20 protein-coding genes are annotated in these 19,111 nt (G+C 64.5%); 11 read left to right on the top strand and 9 right to left on the bottom strand.

The window, feature by feature from the left end; genetic code table 11:
• Positions 1-939: an NAD(P)-dependent oxidoreductase gene (locus H0O21_RS02670; RefSeq protein ID WP_185190295.1), complete on the bottom strand. Its 939-nt coding sequence runs from the start codon at positions 937-939 to the stop codon at positions 1-3.
• Positions 940-1,015: 76 nt separating this feature from the next.
• Here H0O21_RS02670 and H0O21_RS02665 point away from each other — a divergent pair, with 76 nt between their 5' ends.
• Positions 1,016-1,471, top strand: coding sequence for a hypothetical protein (locus H0O21_RS02665; RefSeq protein WP_185190294.1), 456 nt, complete (start codon positions 1,016-1,018; stop codon positions 1,469-1,471).
• A 33-nt stretch (positions 1,472-1,504) separates the two neighbouring features.
• On the opposite strand, the gene pgk is transcribed toward H0O21_RS02665, so the two are convergent.
• Positions 1,505-2,713: a phosphoglycerate kinase gene (pgk, locus tag H0O21_RS02660; protein ID WP_185190293.1), complete on the bottom strand. Its 1,209-nt coding sequence runs from the start codon at positions 2,711-2,713 to the stop codon at positions 1,505-1,507.
• Positions 2,714-2,811: 98 nt separating this feature from the next.
• Here pgk and H0O21_RS02655 point away from each other — a divergent pair, with 98 nt between their 5' ends.
• The 3 genes from H0O21_RS02655 to H0O21_RS02645 are packed head-to-tail and all read left to right on the top strand — an operon-like array spanning position 2,812 to position 5,062.
• Positions 2,812-3,195 (top strand): universal stress protein, encoded by a 384-nt coding sequence (locus H0O21_RS02655; RefSeq protein WP_131592932.1) that lies wholly within the window; start codon positions 2,812-2,814, stop codon positions 3,193-3,195.
• The gene (gene ylqF / locus H0O21_RS02650; RefSeq protein WP_185190292.1) at positions 3,192-4,058 is read left to right on the top strand and encodes a ribosome biogenesis GTPase YlqF; all 867 of its coding nucleotides are present in this window, start codon (positions 3,192-3,194) and stop codon (positions 4,056-4,058) included. Before H0O21_RS02655 ends, ylqF begins: the two co-directional genes overlap by 4 nt.
• Entirely contained in the window at positions 4,055-5,062 is a 1,008-nt protein-coding gene (locus tag H0O21_RS02645; RefSeq protein ID WP_185190291.1) for an RluA family pseudouridine synthase, read from the top strand. Before ylqF ends, H0O21_RS02645 begins: the two co-directional genes overlap by 4 nt.
• Here the strand turns inward: H0O21_RS02645 and H0O21_RS02640 are convergent.
• The gene (locus H0O21_RS02640; protein WP_185190290.1) at positions 5,016-6,623 is read right to left on the bottom strand and encodes an ABC transporter ATP-binding protein; all 1,608 of its coding nucleotides are present in this window, start codon (positions 6,621-6,623) and stop codon (positions 5,016-5,018) included. The genes H0O21_RS02645 and H0O21_RS02640 overlap by 47 nt on opposite strands.
• Before the next feature lie 56 nt (positions 6,624-6,679).
• On the opposite strand from H0O21_RS02640, the gene H0O21_RS02635 reads away from it, so the two are divergent.
• Complete coding sequence (locus H0O21_RS02635) at positions 6,680-9,013, top strand: bifunctional (p)ppGpp synthetase/guanosine-3',5'-bis(diphosphate) 3'-pyrophosphohydrolase (RefSeq protein ID WP_185190289.1); 2,334 nt, start codon at positions 6,680-6,682, stop codon at positions 9,011-9,013.
• Positions 9,014-9,090: 77 nt separating this feature from the next.
• Here H0O21_RS02635 and H0O21_RS02630 read toward each other — a convergent pair whose 3' ends face one another.
• On the bottom strand, positions 9,091-9,564 hold the full coding sequence (locus H0O21_RS02630) for a DUF2062 domain-containing protein (protein WP_185190288.1): 474 nt from the start codon (positions 9,562-9,564) through the stop codon (positions 9,091-9,093).
• 80 nt (positions 9,565-9,644) lie between these two features.
• Between H0O21_RS02630 and mnmE the strand changes: the two genes are divergently transcribed.
• From mnmE to H0O21_RS02600, 6 genes are read left to right on the top strand one after another with little or no spacing between them, the layout of a single operon-like run.
• Positions 9,645-11,027, top strand: a complete 1,383-nt coding sequence (mnmE, locus tag H0O21_RS02625) for a tRNA uridine-5-carboxymethylaminomethyl(34) synthesis GTPase MnmE (RefSeq protein ID WP_185190287.1) — start codon at positions 9,645-9,647, stop codon at positions 11,025-11,027.
• Positions 11,028-11,073: 46 nt separating this feature from the next.
• Entirely contained in the window at positions 11,074-11,580 is a 507-nt protein-coding gene (locus H0O21_RS02620) for a TerB family tellurite resistance protein (protein ID WP_236629485.1), read from the top strand.
• Positions 11,580-12,455: a carboxylating nicotinate-nucleotide diphosphorylase gene (gene nadC, locus H0O21_RS02615; protein ID WP_185190286.1), complete on the top strand. Its 876-nt coding sequence runs from the start codon at positions 11,580-11,582 to the stop codon at positions 12,453-12,455. Before H0O21_RS02620 ends, nadC begins: the two co-directional genes overlap by 1 nt.
• A gap of 31 nt (positions 12,456-12,486) precedes the next feature.
• Positions 12,487-14,292: an arginine--tRNA ligase gene (gene argS / locus H0O21_RS02610; RefSeq protein WP_185190285.1), complete on the top strand. Its 1,806-nt coding sequence runs from the start codon at positions 12,487-12,489 to the stop codon at positions 14,290-14,292.
• 11 nt (positions 14,293-14,303) lie between these two features.
• Positions 14,304-15,428: a histidinol-phosphate transaminase gene (locus H0O21_RS02605; RefSeq protein WP_185190829.1), complete on the top strand. Its 1,125-nt coding sequence runs from the start codon at positions 14,304-14,306 to the stop codon at positions 15,426-15,428.
• A gap of 13 nt (positions 15,429-15,441) precedes the next feature.
• Positions 15,442-16,494, top strand: a complete 1,053-nt coding sequence (locus H0O21_RS02600) for an asparaginase (RefSeq protein WP_185190284.1) — start codon at positions 15,442-15,444, stop codon at positions 16,492-16,494.
• Here the strand turns inward: H0O21_RS02600 and H0O21_RS02595 are convergent.
• Genes H0O21_RS02595 through H0O21_RS02575 form a run of 5 tightly spaced genes read right to left on the bottom strand, consistent with a single transcriptional unit; the run spans position 16,491 to position 19,111 of the window.
• A complete protein-coding gene (locus tag H0O21_RS02595) occupies positions 16,491-17,228 on the bottom strand; it encodes an MBL fold metallo-hydrolase (RefSeq protein ID WP_185190283.1) in 738 nt (245 codons plus the stop codon). The two genes, H0O21_RS02600 and H0O21_RS02595, sit on opposite strands and share 4 nt — an antisense overlap.
• A 32-nt stretch (positions 17,229-17,260) precedes the next feature.
• Complete coding sequence (locus tag H0O21_RS02590; RefSeq protein WP_185190282.1) at positions 17,261-17,869, bottom strand: aminodeoxychorismate/anthranilate synthase component II; 609 nt, start codon at positions 17,867-17,869, stop codon at positions 17,261-17,263.
• Between the two features lie 8 nt (positions 17,870-17,877).
• Positions 17,878-18,357 carry a diacylglycerol kinase family protein gene (locus H0O21_RS02585; protein WP_131592099.1) on the bottom strand — a complete coding sequence of 160 codons (480 nt, stop codon included), beginning with the start codon at positions 18,355-18,357 and terminating at the stop codon, positions 17,878-17,880.
• 8 nt (positions 18,358-18,365) lie between these two features.
• On the bottom strand, positions 18,366-18,935 hold the full coding sequence (ybeY, locus tag H0O21_RS02580) for an rRNA maturation RNase YbeY (protein ID WP_255441098.1): 570 nt from the start codon (positions 18,933-18,935) through the stop codon (positions 18,366-18,368).
• The gene (locus tag H0O21_RS02575; RefSeq protein WP_185190827.1) at positions 18,932-19,111 is read right to left on the bottom strand and encodes a DUF3285 domain-containing protein; all 180 of its coding nucleotides are present in this window, start codon (positions 19,109-19,111) and stop codon (positions 18,932-18,934) included. Before H0O21_RS02575 ends, ybeY begins: the two co-directional genes overlap by 4 nt.

Raw genomic sequence — 19,111 nt, 5'->3', positions numbered from 1 at the left:
TTACTTGAGCGTGTCTTTTTCGTGACGGCTTCGTGCTTCTTTCATGTTTGTATTTCTGGGTAGGGCACGGCGCAGCGCGGATACATCCGCATCGCCAAGTCCGTTGTCGATCAGTTCAGCTTCCTGGGCGCGCACGGCTGCCGTGATCGGCAGTTCCAGGCCGGTCGCCTGGGCGGCCTCCAGGGCAATCGAAAGATCCTTGTGGTGCAGAGCCAGCTTGAAGCCCAGTGGGTAGGTGTCGGCGAGCATCGCCCCGGAGCGGTGCTGCAGAGCCCACGATCCAGCCGCCCCGTGTTGCAGGGCGTTCACCACCTGCTCCATCGGCAGCTGCAGGTGCTGTCCCAGGGCGATCGCCTCAGCTACGGCGGCATAGCTGCCAGCCACCAGCACCTGGTTCACCGCTTTCACCTGTTGGCCGCTGCCGACGGCACCGAAATGGTGAATGGAGCCGCCGATCGCCTCCAAGACCGGCAGGGCTCGTTTCAGATCGGCGGCGCTGCCGCCACAGAGCACGGTGAGTGTGCCGGCTTTCGCTCCTTCCGTGCCGCCGGTGACCGGAGCATCGAGGTAGCGCACACCGCGCACCGCCAGGCGTTGCGCCATGGCCTGGGATGTGGCCGGGCTGATGGTGGAGCAGTCGATCACCAGGCTGCCGGTCGTCAGGGCCGGCCCAGCACCGTGCTCCCCCCAGAGCACGGCTTCCACAGCGGCGTCATCGCTTACGCAGAGCAGCAGGGCTCTGCAGCCCTGCACCGTGTCGGCGGGGGTATCTGCACCTGGAGCGCCTTGAAGGGCGGGATCGCTCTCGGGGGTTCGGCTCCGGGTATGCACGTGCAGTTCGTAGCCCGCGCGCCGAAGGTTGATGGCCATCGGCAGCCCCAGGGCCCCCAGGCCGATGCAGGCGATAGGGGCCGGGGCCTGCAGGTCAGATTCAGTCATCGTTGGCTGCCGTTCCGGTCAGATCCTGCCCTGCCGATCGGCGCAGCATGAGCGGGTCCTCTTTCGGATGGATCCCATGGCTTTCACGACGCGTTGGCAGCAGGCTCAGCGGATGGCCTGTGCGGCCCTCACGGTCGCTGCCCTGCAACCAGGTCTGGCCTTGGCTGACCCAGAACCGGGGCGTCGCTGGTCGACCCACGAACAGAACGTCAAGGGTCTCACCGACAGCCAGAAACAGCAGTTGTTCCAGACCCGCCGCGACTGGGAGCTGCGCAGCTACGACCAACGCCTGGCCCTGTTGCGTTCGCAGCGGCGCTGTCTGGAGCAGGCGCGCACGCCCGAGGCCTTTGGCCGTTGCCAGCAGAACCAGCGCCAGGCCCGTCGGGTGCTTCATGCGCAGGGCCGACAGGTGATGAATGCGGAACGTCGCCGTCTAGGCCTGCCGCTGCGCCCTGATCACCAGGGCTGGCGCCGGGCTGAGCAGCGTCAGCAAAAAGGCCGCTCCTGGTGGAACGGCCCGCGGGGGAGCTGAAGCTCCTGTTGTCTGCTCAAGCAGCTCATTGGCTCAAGCAGCCTCGTCGAGGGCGGCGACGCCGGGCAGCACCTTGCCTTCCAGCAGCTCGAGGCTGGCGCCACCGCCGGTGGAGATGTGGGACATCTTCTCGGCCAGGCCGGCCTTTTCCACTGCGGCCACGGAGTCGCCGCCGCCGATGATCGTGCAGCAGCCTTGGCCGCTCAGTTCGGCCAGGGTCGTGGCAATGGCGTTGGTGCCAGCGGCGAACTTGTCGAACTCGAACACGCCCATGGGGCCATTCCAGATCACGGTCTGGCAGTCGGCCAGGGCCTCCTGGAACACCTTGATCGAATCGGGGCCGATGTCGAGGCCCATCCAACCGTCGGGGATGGCGTCGATCGCAGTCACCTGGCTGTTGGCATCGGGAGCGAAGTTATCCGCCAGCACCACATCGGTGGGCAGCAGCAGCTGCACGCCCTTGGCAGCGGCCTTGGCCTCCAGCTCCTTGGCCAGCTCCAGCTTGTCGTCTTCCACGAGGCTCTTGCCCACTGCGAGGCCGCGGGCCTTGTAGAAGGTGAAGATCATGCCGCCGCCGATCAGCACCTTGTCGCACTTGTCGATCAGGGCTTCGAGCACGCCGATCTTGGAGCTCACCTTGGAGCCACCGACGATGGCAGCGAGGGGGCGCTTGGGCTCATCCACGGCACCCTGCAGGTACTGGAGCTCCTTCTCCATCAGGAAGCCGGCGACGGAAGGCTTCAGGAACTTGGTCACACCCTCGGTGGAGGCGTGAGCCCGGTGGGCGGCGCCGAAGGCGTCGTTCACATACACATCGGCCAGGCCAGCCAGGGATTCGGCGAAACCGGCTTCGTTCTTCTCTTCTTCAGCGAAGAAACGCACGTTCTCCAGCAGCACAACATCGCCATTGCCCATGGCGCCCACCTTGGCTTCGGCGTCGGGGCCGATGCAGCTCTCGGTCTTGACCACAGGCTTGCCCAGCAGCTCGCTCAGGCGAGCGGCCACGGGGGTCAGACGCATGGCATCGTTCACCTGGCCCTTCGGACGGCCGAAGTGAGCGGAGAGGATCACCTTGGCGCCCTTGCCGATCAGATCGTTGATGGTGGGCAGGGCAGCGCGGATGCGGGTGTCATCGGTGATGGCGCCGGCATCGTTGAGAGGCACGTTGAAGTCAACCCGCACAAGCACGCGTTTGCCGCTGAGGTCGGTGCCGGAGAGGCTGGCCAGGGAACGCTTCGCCATGGGGTTGTGTCGTGCGGTAAGAAAACGGGGTGAGATTAACCCGAGTTCCGCAGCACTCGCTAGGACTGGCCTGAAAGGTCTGCGTCGGGATGGCCGTTATGTTCAGCACCGTTCTGTTTCCGATCGATCAGAGCCGCCAGGCGATCGAAACCGCCGGCAAGGCCCTGGAACTGGCCCAGAGCCATGGCAGTCGCCTGATCGTGTTGTCTGTGGTGCAGCCTGAGCGGCCAGAGATGCATGACCCTGCGGCTGTGGCCGTGCTGCTCGAGCAGGCCCGCCAACGTTTTGCGGATGCAGGCCTCGATTGCGAGGTGATCGAGCGGGAGGGCAAGCCGGCCTTTGTGATCTGTGATGTGGCCGACGAGTTGAATGTGGATGTGATCGTGATGGGCACCCGCGGCGTGAATCTGGACACAGACACCGAAAGCACCGCCGCACGGGTGATTCAGCTCGCCCCTTGCCCTGTGTTGGTCGTGCCGTGAGTTCCCCCCCGATTCAGTGGTACCCGGGCCATATCGCCAAGGCGGAGCAGCAGCTCAAGCGCAATCTCGACAAGGTGGATCTGGTGATCGAGGTGCGCGATGCCCGGATCCCTCTGGCCACCGGCCACCCCCACCTCAATCGCTGGATCACGGGCAAGCAGCACCTGCTGGTGATCAATCGACGCGACATGGTCACCGCTGAGGCGCGCGAGGCCTGGCAGCAGTGGTTCAAGGGAGAGGGGCAGAGCACGGTCTGGTGTGATGCCAAAGCTGGAACGGGTGTGAAACAGCTGCAGCAGGCAGCGATCCGCGCCGGCGACCAGCTCAATGAACGACGCCGCAACAGGGGAATGCGTCCTCGGCCGGTGCGGGCCCTCACGCTCGGCTTCCCGAATGTGGGGAAATCGGCGCTGATCAATCGTCTGGTGAAGCAGAAGGTGGTCGCCAGCGCTCGCCGTGCTGGGGTCACCCGCACCCTGCGTTGGGTGCGTTTAGGGCAGGACTTGGATCTGCTGGATGCCCCCGGCGTGCTGCCGCCGCGGCTGGATGACCAGCGAGCGGCGCTGCACCTGGCTCTCTGTGATGACATCGGTCAGGCCGCCTATGACGGTGAACTCGTCGCGCAAGCGTTTTTGCGTCTGCTGGCGGCGCTGGAGCAGCGCCAGGGCTCCGGGGTGTCTCTGCCACTGCTGGAGTCGCGTTACGGCATCCCTCTGGCTGGGGGCACGGCTGATCCCGCCCTCTGGATGCAGGCCGCTGCAGAGCGTCATACCTCGGCCGACACGGCGCGAATGAGCCAGCGCCTGATGGATGACTTCCGCAAGTCGGCCCTTGGCAGCATTGCCCTGGAGTTGCCGGTTTGAGGCCACCGCTGCCAGAGGAGGTCTTCACTCAGGCCTTCGGCGAAGGGGAGGGGGAGCTGGTGTCGCTCACCTATCCCAAGCCCCTGCCGATGCGTCTGGATCGCTGGTTGGTGAGCCAGCGATCCGAGCAGAGCCGGGCCCGGATTCAGAAGTTCATTGATGCTGGCTTTGTGCGGGTGAACGGCAAGACCGGCAAGGCCAAAACGCCCCTGCGCCAGGGCGATGAGGTGCAGCTGTGGATGCCACCGCCGGAACCGCTGCCTTACCTGAAGCCGGAACCAATGGATCTCGATGTGCTCTTTGAAGACGAGCACCTGATCGTGATCAACAAACCGGCGGGGCTCACGGTGCATCCGGCACCGGGTAACAAAGACGGCACGCTGGTGAATGGTTTGCTTCACCACTGCCCCGATCTACCGGGGATCAGCGGCAAGCTCAGGCCGGGCATCGTGCATCGGCTCGACAAGGACACCACCGGTTGCATCGTGATCGCCAAATCGCAGGAGGCACTGGTGAAGCTGCAGGTGCAGATCCAGAAACGGATCGCGTCTCGGGAGTACCTCGCGGTGGTGCATGGGGTGCCCCAGGGAGATTCCGGCACGATCGTTGGCGCCATCGGTCGCCATCCAGCGGATCGCAAGAAATATGCGGTGGTGAGCGGAGAGAGCGGGCGTTATGCCTGCACCCATTGGAGCCTGCGGGAGCGGTTGGGGGATTACTCGTTGCTGCGTTTCAAGCTCGACACCGGCCGCACCCACCAGATCCGGGTGCACTGCGCTCACATGAACCATCCGGTGGTGGGGGACCCCACCTACAGCCGCTGCCGAAAATTGCCGATCGAGCTTCCGGGGCAGGCGTTGCACGCCTTTCAACTCGGCCTCGACCATCCGATCACGCGGGAGCGGATGCTGTTTGAGGCGCCGTTGCCGGCTGTGATGCAGAAGCTTCTGGCGGTGCTCAGACGGCGGGTAGGCGGGGACACGCCGCCACCAGCTTTCGGGTGATTGCCGCTTCCGGTGCTTGCAGCACCTGATCACCGCGGCCTTCCTCCACGATCTTCCCTTTGTCGAGCACGATCACCCGGTGGCAGAACCCACTGGCCACGGAGAGGTCGTGGGTGATGAACAGCATCGCGACTCCAAGGCGGGCCTGGAGACCGCGCAGCAGCATGAGCACTTCAGCCTGGATCTCGGCATCGAGCATGCTCACGCTCTCATCGCAGATCAGCACCCGTGGGTCGAGGGCGAGGGCCCGGGCGATGGCCACCCGCTGTTGCTGGCCGCCGGAGAGCTGCCGGGGCCGACGGTTCTGAAACTCTTCGACCGGAGTCAGGCCCACCAGTTCCAGCAGCTCCCGGACCCGTTCCCGTGCGGCTGCCGGTTTCGCTAAGCCGTGGATGAGCAGCGGATCAGCGATGGCATCGACCACGCGCATGGCCGGATTCAGGCAGGCCAAGGGGTCTTGGAACACCATCTGGATCGAACGCCTCGCCAGTTGCTCCTGGGGGCCGCGCAGGCGCAACAGCTCCTGCCCGTTGAGCCACACCTGCCCGCCCCGAATCGGGTTCAGGCCCATGAGGGCGCGGCAGAGCGTGCTCTTTCCACAGCCCGAGCCGCCGACCACCCCGAGGGATTCCCCCGCCTGCAGCGCAAAGCTCACCCCATCCACCGCCTTGAGCCACGTGGGTGCCCAGGGTGGCCCCCCCAGGTTGTGCCAGCAGCGCAGGTTCTCCACGCGGAGCAGCAGTCGGCTCTCTGGAGCCGCCGGGGTCTGACCTCCCTCCCGTTGGCGTGCTGCCGCCACCAAGCGCTGGCCCACGTCGGACCGGGGCTCTGTCAGCACGGTGAGGCTGCTGTTGAGCTCCGCCACCCGCCCCTGATCGAGCACGGCCATCCGTTCGCACCACCTGTTGGCCATCGCCAGGTCGTGGCTGATCAGCAGCAAGGCGCTTCCCCGCTCTGCACAGAGCGTCTGCAGAGCGCCCATCACCTGGTTCGCCACGGCCACATCCAGGCTGGTGGTGGGTTCATCGGCAATGACCAGCGGCGGATCAAGGGCCATGGCCAGAGCGATCGCCAGGCGCTGGCGCATGCCACCGCTGAATTCATGGGGGTAGGCGCCGAAGCGCTCAGCTCCGATGCCCACCGCTTCCAGCAGCTGTTCGGCCCGGTTGCGCCGTTTCGTGGATGGAGTGGCCGGCCTGTGGGCTCTGAGGGTGTCGAGGAGGTGATTCCCCACCGTCATCAACGGATTGAGGCGGGTCATCGGGTCCTGAAAGACCAGGCCCACCGCTTCGCCGCGTAGCTGCCGGAGTGCTGAGCGGCCCAGCGTTCTGGGGTCCTGACCCTGCAATTTCAGGCCGCCGAGGCACTGGCTTCCGGCCGGCAGCAGCTGGAGTACAGCTCTGGCCACGGTGCTTTTCCCGCAGCCGGAGGGGCCCACCAGGGCGAGGCGCTCCCCCGGCTCCAGCTCAAGGTCCAGCCCATCCAGGGTCCAGCGATCACTGCTCGGGTAGCGCAGCCTCAACTGCTTGAGCTCCAGCACTAACCCAGAACCGCTGGACATCAATGGCAGCACAGGAGCACCCGACTCAATACCATGGATTGACCCTGCCGGGTCGGATGCTGAACGTCACCTCTGCGCCGGAACCGACACAGACCGATGCGGTCAGTGCAGCAGAGGGGTGCGACCAGCCCGTGCCAAGGGTGCATCCGATCCGCACGATCGAGGATTACGGCATCGATCTGCCCGACTGGTTGCGGGAGTGCCTCACCCATGTGCCCCCTGGCGAGGGATACAGCTGCCCGACCGACCCCGAAGCGCTTCTGGCGGCAGCGTTTGATTTCGCGTTCCAGTTGCATCAGGGTCAGTTCCGCGCCAGCGGCGACCCCTACATCGTGCACCCGGTGGCCGTGGCCGACTTGCTGCGCGATATCGGTGCCAGTGCGCCAGTGATCGCCGCCGGCTTCCTCCATGACGTGGTGGAAGACACCGATCTGACTCCCGCTCAGCTCGAAAATCATTTCGGCGCCGAGGTGCGTGAGCTGGTGGAGGGCGTCACCAAGCTGGGGGGACTTCACTTCACTAACCGCACCGAAGCTCAGGCGGAGAACCTGCGCAAGATGTTCTTGGCGATGGCCAGCGATATCCGCGTGGTGCTGGTGAAGCTGGCGGATCGTCTGCACAACATGCGCACCCTCGGGTCGCTCAAGGAGGAGAAGCGTCAGCGCATTGCCCGGGAAACCCGGGAGATCTATGCCCCCTTGGCCAATCGTCTTGGCATCGGTCGCTTCAAATGGGAACTGGAAGACCTGGCCTTCAAGTTGTTGGAGCCGGAAGCCTTCCGGGAGATCCAGCAGCAGGTGGCCACCAAGCGCAGTGAGCGTGAGGAACGCCTCGGGGTGACTGTGCAATTGCTCAGCGATCGTCTGGCGGCTGTGGGCCTTGGCAGCTGTGAGGTGAGTGGTAGACCGAAACACCTCTATGGCATCTGGAGCAAGATGCAGCGGCAGCAGAAGGCATTCCACGAGATCTACGACGTGGCCGCTCTGCGCATCATCACGCCCAATGTGGAGAGCTGCTATCGGGCCCTGGCCGTGGTGCACGACACCTTTCGGCCGATCCCCGGACGCTTCAAGGACTACATCGGCCTTCCGAAGCCCAACGGCTATCAGTCGCTGCACACAGCGGTGATCGGCCGGCATCGGCCGATCGAGGTGCAGATCCGCACTCTGGAGATGCACCAGGTGTCGGAGTTCGGAATTGCGGCCCACTGGAAATACAAAGAGGGGGGGTCACCGGCGGCAGGCGGGGATACCGAACGGTTCAACTGGCTGCGGCAGCTGGTCGACTGGCAGCAGGAGGGGGGCGCCGATGATCACAACGACTACCTGGCGTCGATCAAGGAAGATCTCTTCGACGAAGAGGTCTTCGTGTTCACTCCCAAGGGCGATGTGGTTGGCCTGCGCAAGGGATCCACGGCGGTGGACTTCGCGTTCCGGATTCACTCCGAGGTGGGTAATCACTGCCATGGCGTGAGGATCAACGATCGCCTCTGCCCTCTCTCAACACCGTTGCAGAACGGTGATTTCGTCAACATTCTCACCAGTAAAACCGCACACCCCAGCCTCGATTGGCTCAATTTCGTGGCCACGCCAACGGCGCGAAATCGCATCCGCCAGTGGTACAAGCGCAGCCATCGCAATGAAACGATTCAGCGCGGCAAGGAGCTGTTGGAGCGTGAGCTGGGGCGGAGCGGTTTCGATGCCTTGCTCCTTAGCGAAGCAATGACCCGTGTCGCCGAGCGGTGCAATCTGAACAGCACCGACGACTTGCTTGCGGCCCTCGGTTTCGGTGCCGTCACCCTTCATCAGGTGCTCAACAGGCTCCGGGAGGAAATTCGTCTCCAATCCGCGGCGGAGATCCAGCCCCTCAGCAATGAGGATGTGGCCCGCAAGCTGGTGGAACAGGCGGAATCAGCGCAGGCTCGCCATGACCACGGCGATGCCGTTCCGATCCTCGGAGTCGAGGGTCTTGATTACCGTCTGGGTGGTTGCTGCAGCCCGCTCCCCGGTGAAGCGATCCTGGGCACGGTGGCCCTTGGCAACCATGGGATCACCATTCACAGGCGAGAGTGCTCCAACGTGGAGGCAATTCCCAGCGAACGGCGATTGCCTGTGCGCTGGAACCCGGCGAATGCCAGCAATGGTCAGCGCTTCCCCGTGCAATTGCGCATCGAGGTGATCGATCGGGTTGGCATCCTGAAAGACATCCTGATGCGCCTGTCTGATGGATCGATCAACGTCAGTGATGCTCGTGTGAAAACGGCCTACGGCAAACCGGCCCGCATCGACTTGCGAGTGGAGCTGGCCAGTGCTGACCTGTTGCAGCGCACCATGGATCAGATCCGCTCCATGGCGGATGTGCTCGATATCGCGCGGACCGGGCAGAGCTGAGTTCTGGCATCAGCAGCCTCCATGAATCTGCTGCTGTGTGGGGTGTTTCTGGGGATTCGGAACGGTGGCTTTGAGCTTTACGGATGACTTGTTGTTTTGGCGGAGACCTGATTCCGTCGAAACACAAGGAACGCCAGCACTCCCATCAGGATCGCCAGCACGGTGGCCACCACGGCTGAACCAAGAAGTAGGCGGGAGCTGAACCCCCAGCCCTGCTCCCAAAGCGTGCTGCGACTGATGCTGTTCAGGGCAGGACCTTGACCGTTCCCAATGAGCGCATCACCCACCTGGTAGTTGAACCAGTAAAGGGGCACGTAGGTGAAGGGGTTGCTGATCAAGGTGGCAGCGGCGGCCAGAAGATGGTTGCCCCGCAGCAGGGACGCCACACCCACGCTGAGGATGATTTGCAGCCCGAAGAAGGGAAAGCAGCCGCAGAAGACGCCAGCGCTCACACCACGCGCCCGCTGTCCTGGCGTGCCTTCCTGGTCCCAGATCCAGGTCATCGCCCGTCGAACTCTGGATTGCACATCCTTCAGGAGCATCCGGGCCATGGGTGCAGTCCGTCGCCTGCGGAGAAGGGTGTGGCTTGCGATCGTAGAGAGGAGAGAGCTGAAATCGGCCCAACGCGCCAATGTCTGAGAGCAGCTCTGGTCCGCACACCATTGCAGCCGTCGCGACGGCTGTGGCCCCGGGGCAGGGTGGCATCGCGGTGATCCGCCTCTCGGGGCCCCAGGCTCAGGCGGCTGTGCGCGCCGTGACTCGCATTCCCGGCCACCAGCCCTGGGAGAGCCATCGGGTGCTTTACGGCCACGTGCTCGCCGCTGACGGCGAGGAGCGGATTGATGAGGTGCTCCTGCTCTTGATGCTGGCGCCGCGCAGTTTCACCGCCGAAGACGTGGTGGAGATCCATTGCCACGGGGGTGTGATCGCCATACAGCGTGTTCTGGCCAGGGTGTTGGAACAGCCCGGGGTGCGCCGGGCTCTGCCGGGAGAGTTCAGCCAGCGCGCGGTGCTGAACGGTCGCCTGGATCTGACCCGCGCTGAAGCGATCAGTGATCTGGTGGCGGCGCGCAGTCAGCGGGCAGCGCAGCTGGCGATGGCCGGCGTCGACGGGGGGATTCAGCAACGGATCACGGCCCTGCGTGAACGACTTCTCGATCAGCTCAGTGAGCTGGAAGCGCGCGTGGATTTCGAGGAGGATCTGCCCCCGCTCGATGGTGCGGCCTTACTGCAAGAGCTGCAGGCGTTGCAAAGGGATCTGCGCACTCTGGTGGCGGATGCTGAACGGGGCGCGGCCCTGCGCAGTGGCCTGCGGGTGGCCCTGGTGGGACGTCCGAATGTGGGCAAGAGCTCCTTGCTGAATCGGCTTAGCCGTCGGGAGCGGGCGATCGTGACCGACCTGCCCGGCACCACCCGTGATCTGTTGGAGAGCGAGATCGTGCTGGAGGGGGTGCCGATCACCCTGCTCGATACCGCTGGCATCCGGGCGACGAGCGATGCGGTGGAGCAGCTCGGCATCGCCCGCAGTCATGACGCCCTGGCCAGTGCTGATCTGGTGCTGCTCCTCTTTGACCTGAGCGTGGGCTGGACGCCCGAGGATGAGGCGCTGCGGCAACGCATCCCCGCCGCTGTGCCCCATCTGCTGGTGGGCAACAAAGTGGATCTTGCTGGCACGGACATCCCGGCGCGGCTGACTGGCTCTGCTGCCGACATCCGCCTCAGTGCCAGTACCGGAGCTGGGGAGGCTGAGTTGGTGCAGGCCATGTTGGAGCGTTGTGGAGCCCTGACAGATGGCTCCTTGCTCCTCTCACTGAACCAACGCCAGGCGGATCTGGCTCAGGAGGCCGCCGATGCCCTGGCCCGCAGTGAACAGGTGGCGACCGAGGGGCTGCCCTGGGACTTCTGGACGATCGATTTGCGTCAGGCAATTCACAGCCTTGGTGAAATCACCGGGGAGGAGCTCACCGAATCAGTGCTGGATCGGATCTTTTCCCGGTTCTGCATCGGCAAGTGAGGGCCGCTGGGCTCCCAGAATGAAGGCCTCTCGCTCGGTGTGTCCGGTGACTGATCCCCTGGCTGGCCTCAACCCCGCGCAACAGGCTCAGTTGAAGTTGTTGTGTTGGGTGGCGAGTGTGGATGGGGAGGTAGCTCCGGAAGAGAGGGCGCTGCTGGGCAAGCTGTCGGCCCGCCTGTTGCCGCAGGTGGATCCCGAGGATGCGCTGGCGGCTTTGCAGGCTGAGCAGGCCTCGGATCTGGAGGCCTGGGTCGGCCAGCTCCAGGACAAGGATGTGCGCATCGAGATGGTGTCTCTCGCCTATCAGATGGCGTGCAGCAGTCAGGGGCCAGAGGATGACAGTGCCATCAACGCCGCTGAGCGGGTCGCTTACCGACGCCTGCTGGAGGCTCTCAACCTTTCCGATGACCAGGTGCAAGAGGCTGAATGGGCCGCCCGTCAGGCTCTTCAGGAGACGCCGGCCTTGATGGACCGTCTGAACCAGCTCCTGTTTGGCTGGGGGGCCTGGCCCTCGATCGAAGCCCTGGAAGCCTCTGGCACCAGTTGGCTCTGATGGTGGCTCCTTTGTTGATCACCCCGCAGCTACGCGCGCAGCTGGAGGCCTGGCTGATGGAGGACCTTGGCCGCGGCGATCTCACAGCTCCAGCACTTCACGGGTGCCATGGCGCTGCTCACTGGGTCGCCAAGGCTGAGGGGCGTTTCTGCGGTGGCGTGCTGGTGGAGCCATTGCTGTGCTTTCTCGACCCTGCGGCTCGGGTGCGGCTGCTGGTGGACGAGGGAGAGCTGGTCAAGCCTGGGCAACGTGTGCTCAAACTGGACGCTGAGGCCCAGGCGCTGGTGGCGATGGAGCGCACGGCCCTGAACCTGGCCATGCGCCTCTCCGGGATTGCGACGGCCACCGCAGCGCTGGTCGCCCAGCTGAAGGGCTCAGGTGTGCAGTTGGCGGATACCCGCAAAACCACGCCAGGGCTGCGGGTTTTGGAGAAATATGCCGTGCGTTGCGGCGGTGGTTTGAACCACCGCATGGGTTTAGACGATGCAGCGATGCTCAAGGAAAACCACCTGGCCTGGGCTGGGGGGGTGGAGGCGGCGATGGCGGCTGTGCGCGCCTCGGCCCCCTGGCCGGCGCCTGTGATTGTGGAGGCGGAAACCGAGGTGGAAGCGATCGCGGCCGTGCGGGCCGGCGCCGATGGGGTGCTGTTGGATGAGTTCAGCCCGGAGGAGCTGAAGGCGTTGGTGCCTCGACTGCGGGACGAGGCGCGTGCCCGCCCCGGCGCGGCACCGGTGGTGCTGGAGGCCTCGGGCCTTCAGCCCGAGGCGCTCGCGGCCTATGCGGCCAGCGGTCTTGATCTCATCTCCACCAGTGCACCCGTGACGCGCAGCAGCTGGCTGGATCTGAGCATGCGTTTCACCCCCGCCGGGGGATGATCAGAGCCAGGCCCTGCCCCATTCCCCTTCCATGCTGCGCATCGCCCACACCCTGGAGACCCAGCTGCGCGAAGCAATGGAACGGGCGTTTCCAGCAGCGGCAGCACAAGCGCGTGAGGTCGGGCGGCCGCTCGACCCCCAGCTGGTCCCGGCCAGCAAGCCGGAGTTCGGTGACTTTCAGGCCAACGGTGCCCTGCCCCTGGCGAAACCCCTGAAGCAGGCGCCGCGGCAGATCGCCACCGCGATCGTGGAGCAGCTCCAGGCAAACCCCGGTTTCACCGATCTCTGCTTGGAGCCCCAAATTGCGGGCCCTGGGTTCATCAATCTCACCCTTCGCCCTGAGCAGCTGGCGTCGGAGGTGGTCACCAGGCTCGGAGATCCCCGCCTGGGCGTTCCGCTGGTGGAGAACTCGGCACCGGTGGTGGTGGATTTTTCAAGCCCCAACATCGCCAAGGAGATGCATGTGGGCCATTTGCGCTCCACGATCATTGGCGACTCGTTGGCGCGGGTGCTCGAGTTCCGTGGCCATCCGGTGCTGCGTCTCAACCATGTGGGCGACTGGGGCACTCAGTTCGGGATGCTGATCACCCATCTCAAGCAGGTGGCGCCTGCCGCTCTGGAGACCGCTGATGCGGTGGACCTCGGCGACCTGGTGGCCTTCTATCGCGAGGCCAAGAAGCGTTTTGATGACGATGAGGCGTTTCAGATCACCTCCCGCGAGGAGGTGGTGAAACTGCAGGGCGGTGACCCGGTATCGCTAAAAGCTTGGGGACTGCTTTGCGATCAGTCCCGTCGTGAATTCCAGAAGATTTACGACCGACTCGACATCCGCTTGAGCGAGAGGGGTGAGTCCTTCTACAACCCGTATCTGCCGGCTGTGCTTGAAGGCCTGCAAGAGGCCGAGCTCCTGGTGACCGATGACGGCGCCCAATGCGTGTTTCTGGAGGGCGTGAGCGGCAAGGACGGCAAACCGCTGCCAGTGATCGTGCAGAAGAGTGATGGGGGCTTCAATTACGCCACCACCGACCTGGCGGCGATTCGCTATCGCTACGCAGCAGTGCCGGATGGTGATGGTGCTCGCCGCGTGATTTATGTGACGGATGCGGGCCAGGCCAATCACTTCGCGGGTGTGTTTCAGGTGGCCCGTCGTGCGGGTTGGATCCCCGAGAACGGACGTCTGGAACATGTGCCCTTTGGGTTGGTGCAGGGCGACGATGGCAAGAAGCTCAAGACCAGGGCTGGCGACACGGTCCGCCTGCGCGATCTTCTTGATGAAGCCGTCGAGCGAGCGGAAGCGGACCTGCGTCGTCGCCTCGAGGACGAGGGCCGCAGCGAGGACGAGGCGTTCATCCAGCACGTGGCCACCACGGTGGGACTAGCGGCGGTGAAATACGCCGATCTCAGCCAGAACCGAATCACCAACTATCAGTTCAGCTTTGATCGGATGCTCGCCCTCCAAGGCAACACGGCGCCCTATTTGCTCTACGCGGTGGTGCGCATCGCGGGGATTGCCCGCAAGGGTGGTGATCTGGAAGCCTCCGCCGCCTCAGAGGCGGGCAGCTTGAGCTTCAGCGAGCCCCAGGAGTGGGCTCTGGTGAGGGAGTTGCTGAAATTTGATGCCGTGATCGCCGAGGTGGAGGAGGAGTTGCTGCCCAATCGTCTCTGCAGCTATCTGTTTGAGCTCAGCCAGGTGTTCAACCGTTTTTACGACCAGGTGCCGGTGCTCAAGGCCGAAGGGGCCACACTCAGTTCCCGGTTGGCCCTGTGCAGGCTCACGGCCGATACGTTGAAGTGCGGCCTAGGACTGTTGGGCATTGCCACCCTGGAGCGGATGTGAGCGACACCTCGATGGCCAGGCAGCAACGGCAAGAGGGTCCTGCAGCGCGTCTCGACGTGGAGCGACTGAAGGCCTACAGCGCTCCTCTTGAAGGTCGGCGGGGTTTGTTGAGACTCGACTTCAATGAGAACACGGTTGGTCCTAGCCCGAAGGTGCTGGAGGCGATCCGGGCCATTCCAGCCGATCACATCGCCATCTATCCCGAGTACGACGGACTGCGGGAGGCCTTGATGGCCAATCTGGCGGCCTCGTCTTCGGGTTTGCGTGTCCCGCTGACCGTTGATCAGATCGGCCTCTTCAACGGGGTGGATGCGGCGATCCATGCCGTCGTCCATGCCTATGGCGCCTCCGGTGACACGCTGCTCACCACGAGTCCCACCTTCGGTTACTACGCCCCTTGCGCTGCCATGCAAGGGATGACGATCGAGGCGATCCCCCATGGCATGCCTGGGTTCGTCTTTCCGCTGGATGCCATCCGTTCGGCCCTAGGTCGGAAGCCGCGGATCCTGATGCTCTGCAATCCGAATAACCCCACCGGCACCCGTCTCGAGGCGGGTCAGGTGCTGGCGCTGGCGGCTGCTGCCCCTGACACGTTGGTGGTGGTGGATGAGCTCTATGAGGCATTCACCGGCGACAGTGTGTTGCCGAGCGCCGATTTCGCCGCTACTCCCAATCTGCTGGTGTTGCGCTCCCTGGCCAAGACGGCCGGTCTGGCAGGCCTGCGCATCGGTTTTGCGATCGGTCACGCCGCTGTGGTGGATCGCGTCAGTCGGGTCACTGGTCCCTACGACGTGAACAGCGTGGCGGTGACCGCTGCTTTCGCGGCCCTTCGGGACCAGCCTTATACCGATGCCTATGTGGCCGAGGTGATACGGGCCCGTGACTGGATCGTCTCGGAGTTGACACGATCTGGTGTTTCTTTCCACGCAGCCGGAGGGAACTATCTCTTGATCTGGCCGCAGCGGGCCGTTGCGGAGGTGGAGGCGGAGTTGCGCGCGGCGGGGATCCTCGTGCGATCGATGGCGGGTAAGCCCCAGATCGACGGTTCTCTGCGGGTCAGCATCGGCACCACCGAGCAGATGCAGCACTTTTGGGAGGTGTATGTCTCCTTGGCCGCTCCAGGCCCCCGTCCCTGAAGGCTGATTGCTGATGAGCGAGCGGCCCTCCCAGTCCCTCCCCCGTCTGTTGGTGCTTTGCACGGGTGGCACCATCGCCGGCACCGCTGAGTCGCGCCTTGCCCTGGAGGATTACAACGCCGGGGTGCTCGATGGTGAGCAGTTGCTCGCAGCGTTGCCGGATGCCGGCTGCGTGGCCGATTTGGAGGTGGAACAGCTCGCCAACATCGACAGCGCTGATATGAGCCATCGGCTCTGGCTGCAGCTGCTGCGGCGGATCGATGCAGCCTTCCGTCAGGATCCCGGCCTCAGCGGTGTGGTCATCACCCATGGCACCAACACCCTTGAGGAAACCGCCTACTGGTTGCATCTCGCACTCGGTCATGCCAGGCCCGTGGTGCTGGTGGGAGCCATGCGACCCTCCACAGCGTTGAGTGCGGATGGTCCCCTCAACCTGTTGCAGGCCCTTCAGGTGGCCGTGCATCCCCAGGCTGTTGGTCGTGGGGTTCTCGTGGTGATGGATGGGGAGATTCATGGTGCCCGCGAGGTGACGAAGGTCGCCTGCTCCGGGGTCGCAGCCTTTCGCTCCCCCGGTCACGGGCGTCTTGGCACGGTCGATGGTGATGGCGTGCGCTTCACCCGCACACCTAGCCATCCCCACACCACCGATTCCGGGCTGGTGGTTGATCGGTCCTCGTTCGCGGCCATGCCGGACCCTGAATGCTGGCCGCTGGTGGAGATCCTGTATGGCTATGTGCAGCCGTCGACGCGACTGATTGAGGCCTTGATCGACGCGGGTGTCGATGCTTTGGTCTTTGCGGGAACCGGGGCGGGACAGCTCTCTTGTTTCGAGCGGCTGGCGTTGGAGCGCAAGTGCCTGGCGCAAGGGAGGTTCCAGGAAGTTCCGCTGCTCGTTCGCACGTCACGCACCGGCCGGGGTCGGGTGCCGGCGCGGTCGGATGATGAGCTGCTCGGTTTGCTTCCAGCGGAAGATTTGAGCCCCCAGAAAGCGAGGGTGCTGGTGCTGTTGGCGCTGCTGCAAGGGGCGGACCGCCAGCGGCTCGCCGACCTGCTGCTGACGCACTAGCGCATCACATCGATGACGGTGCCATCGCCGAGGCCGGTGGGAACCGAGAGGGTGGTGCCAACACGACGCACCTCCGTACCGGCCATGGCATCAAGGAAGGGCTGGATCCCGCTTTGGTCGCAGCCCGCAGGGGTGGGTCCGCTCACATACTGCACGGGGATCACCCGACGGGGATTGAGCTCCTTCACCACCTTGGCGGCCTCCGCAGCGTTGTAGACCTTGGCGCCGCCACCGACACCGATGATCAGCACATCCGGGCGACCCAGCAGCACCTTGTCTTCACCACTGAGCTGAGCCGCGGTGCCCCCCAGATGGGCGAAGCTCAATCCTCCCTGTTGCCAGCGCCAGAGGGTGGACTGGCCGAAGCGTCGTCCGCCGACACGGTCATGGGGTGCGGCGAAGCCTTCAAGCTTCAAGCCGCCGACCCTGTAGGAACCAGGCTTGGAGAGGAAAGTGCCCCCTGCGATGCGGGCACCCTCGTCGGCCAGTTCTGAGCTGGCCAGGATCACCGTGGCGTTGACCCTCGGTTCCCGAAGGCCCTTGGCGCAGCCCACGGCCTTGAAGGGGTTCACGAGCACCGATTGGCCGCCACCATTGATCAGCAGGGCGCTGTGGCCATAGCTGGTGATGGTGACGCCACCAGCGATCGCCGCTCCGGGCTGTGCTGCTCCAACCAGTGCCGCTGCGGGCAGTGCTGCTGCAATCAGGGCCGAGGCCAGCGGGCGGACAAGCATGGGCGGAGGCGGAGTCCGATGGAAGCTGGAAGCTAGCAGTGGTGGGCGCCACCTTCCGCCAACTTCAGAAAGTTGGCCAGGAGCTGGTGCCCGGCTTCGGTGAGCACGCTCTCGGGATGAAATTGCACGCCCTGGAGGTGGGGAAAGTCCCGATGCTGCAGGCCCATGATCGTGCCGTCTTCCAGCCAGGCCGTCACCTCCAGGCACGCGGGTAGGGTCTCGCGGTCAGCGATCAGACTGTGGTATCGCGTGGCGGTGAGCGGCTGGGGCAAGCCTGCGAACACGCCATCACCCTGATGCAGCACCAGTGAAGTCTTGCCGTGCATCAGCTCCGCTGCCCGCACCACGCGACCTCCATACACCTGGGCCAGGGCCTGATGGCCGAGACACACTCCCAGGGTCGGCACCGTTGGCGAAAGTTCGCGCAGGACCTCCAGGCAGACTCCCGACTGGTCTGGGTCCCCAGGGCCTGGGGAGAGCAGGATCGCGTCGGGATTGAGGCTGCGGATCTCATCCAGGCTCAGGGCGTCATTACGCTCCACCCGCAGATCCGCAGCCAGCGGGTGCTGGTCGGCCAGCTCACCGAAGTACTGCACCAGGTTGAAGGTGAAGCTGTCGTAGTTGTCGATGACCAGGAGCATGGGGGCGATTATCCGTGAAGGCGCTCCAGCAAGGGAGGGAGGAGCAGCAGCAAGGCGATGAGCAGGGAGCTGATCGCTGCCACGAGCACGGCGGCGGCTGCGCAATCCTTGGCGATTCTTGCCAGGGGATGAAAGCGGCGACCGATCGCCAGATCCACCACTGATTCGATCGCAGTGTTGAGCAGTTCCAGCACCAGCACCGCCGCCACCGTGAGCACGAGCACGGCCAGCTGGATGGTGGGCAGTTGCAGCCAGAGGCCAAGACTGAACACCACCGCCCCGATCACCACATGGATTCGGAAGTTCCTTTGGCTGACGAAGCCGTAGCCCAGTCCCTGGGCTGCATAGCGGAAGCTCGCGGGCAGGTCACCGGCGATGCGCCAGGCCCCGCGCCGCGCGGCCCTGTGGCTGGCGGCAGCCTGGCTGCTGGCGTGGCTGAGCTCGTCGGTCAATGAGCGGTCATCTTCGGAGTGCAGCAGTGATCCCATCTGTTGATTCAGCTGATCTCACCCTGGGACTGAACCTTACCGTTGATGGCTAGCAGACGCTCCTGGCACTGGAGCATGGCGTTGAGCTGCGCGTCGTCGGGATGGTCCCAGCCCAGCAGATGCAAAAACCCATGGCTCACGAGCCAGCGCAGTTCGTGCAGCAGGTCATGGCCATGCTCGTCAGCCTGCCGTTGAGCGGTCGGTACCGACACGATGATGTCTCCGAGTTCCAGGCAGGCATCGGCCCCGATCGGCGGATCCCCCTCCAGAGCAGGGAAGGAGAGCACATCGGTGGGTTGGGGCTTCTGACGCCACTGTCCGTTGAGGGCGGCAATTGTTGGGTCATCGCAAAACTGCAGACCAAGGCTGAACTCGCTTGCGGTCCGTACGACCTCCGGGCAGACCAGGCTCGCGTCGTTGCGCATGGCTGTGAGCCAGGTGATCAAGTCCAGCTCCCAAGCGTCTTGGGTGTTGAGCCGTTCCTGAAGCTGAGCATCGGCCTCGGCGTCCATCAGGTCTGAGGGTGCGGCCTGGAAGGCGAGGTCGATGCTGATCACTGGATCCGCAGTTGGGCTCATTGCGGCAGGGTCGGTCGCCCAAGCCAGGCGACCACCAGGATGAAGCCGATGAAGCCGAAGGCCGTCAACCCGAAGTGGACAAGGCTCTGGCGACCTTTGCGCACCATGTTGCGCATGGCCAGCTTCACGAAACTGGGTGGTGGTGTCGGCGCCCCCTCGCTGGTCGTGGGTTCCAT

Origin of the sequence: Synechococcus sp. HK01-R (assembly GCF_014217855.1) — a bacterium.
GTDB lineage: Bacteria > Cyanobacteriota > Cyanobacteriia > PCC-6307 > Cyanobiaceae > Synechococcus_C.
This window is presented reverse-complemented; position numbering and strand designations above follow the sequence as displayed.

Excerpts from the sequence above, each read along its gene's own strand:
- H0O21_RS02640 (WP_185190290.1), bottom strand. The coding sequence starts at position 6,623 with ATGTCCAGCGGTTCTGGGTTAGTGCTGGAGCTCAAGCAGTTGAGGCTG.
- H0O21_RS02665 (WP_185190294.1), top strand. The coding sequence starts at position 1,016 with ATGGCTTTCACGACGCGTTGGCAGCAGGCTCAGCGGATGGCCTGTGCG.
- H0O21_RS02600 (WP_185190284.1), top strand. The coding sequence starts at position 15,442 with ATGAGCGAGCGGCCCTCCCAGTCCCTCCCCCGTCTGTTGGTGCTTTGC.
- pgk (WP_185190293.1), bottom strand. The coding sequence starts at position 2,713 with ATGGCGAAGCGTTCCCTGGCCAGCCTCTCCGGCACCGACCTCAGCGGC.
- H0O21_RS02585 (WP_131592099.1), bottom strand. The coding sequence starts at position 18,357 with ATGGGATCACTGCTGCACTCCGAAGATGACCGCTCATTGACCGACGAG.
- H0O21_RS02670 (WP_185190295.1), bottom strand. The coding sequence starts at position 939 with ATGACTGAATCTGACCTGCAGGCCCCGGCCCCTATCGCCTGCATCGGC.
- H0O21_RS02575 (WP_185190827.1), bottom strand. The coding sequence starts at position 19,111 with ATGGAACCCACGACCAGCGAGGGGGCGCCGACACCACCACCCAGTTTC.
- H0O21_RS02590 (WP_185190282.1), bottom strand. The coding sequence starts at position 17,869 with ATGCTCCTGGTCATCGACAACTACGACAGCTTCACCTTCAACCTGGTG.
- H0O21_RS02605 (WP_185190829.1), top strand. The coding sequence starts at position 14,304 with ATGGCCAGGCAGCAACGGCAAGAGGGTCCTGCAGCGCGTCTCGACGTG.
- ybeY (WP_255441098.1), bottom strand. The coding sequence starts at position 18,935 with ATGAGCCCAACTGCGGATCCAGTGATCAGCATCGACCTCGCCTTCCAG.
- H0O21_RS02630 (WP_185190288.1), bottom strand. The coding sequence starts at position 9,564 with ATGGCCCGGATGCTCCTGAAGGATGTGCAATCCAGAGTTCGACGGGCG.
- mnmE (WP_185190287.1), top strand. The coding sequence starts at position 9,645 with ATGTCTGAGAGCAGCTCTGGTCCGCACACCATTGCAGCCGTCGCGACG.
- nadC (WP_185190286.1), top strand. The coding sequence starts at position 11,580 with ATGGTGGCTCCTTTGTTGATCACCCCGCAGCTACGCGCGCAGCTGGAG.
- argS (WP_185190285.1), top strand. The coding sequence starts at position 12,487 with ATGCTGCGCATCGCCCACACCCTGGAGACCCAGCTGCGCGAAGCAATG.
- H0O21_RS02595 (WP_185190283.1), bottom strand. The coding sequence starts at position 17,228 with ATGCTTGTCCGCCCGCTGGCCTCGGCCCTGATTGCAGCAGCACTGCCC.
- H0O21_RS02655 (WP_131592932.1), top strand. The coding sequence starts at position 2,812 with ATGTTCAGCACCGTTCTGTTTCCGATCGATCAGAGCCGCCAGGCGATC.
- H0O21_RS02635 (WP_185190289.1), top strand. The coding sequence starts at position 6,680 with ATGCTGAACGTCACCTCTGCGCCGGAACCGACACAGACCGATGCGGTC.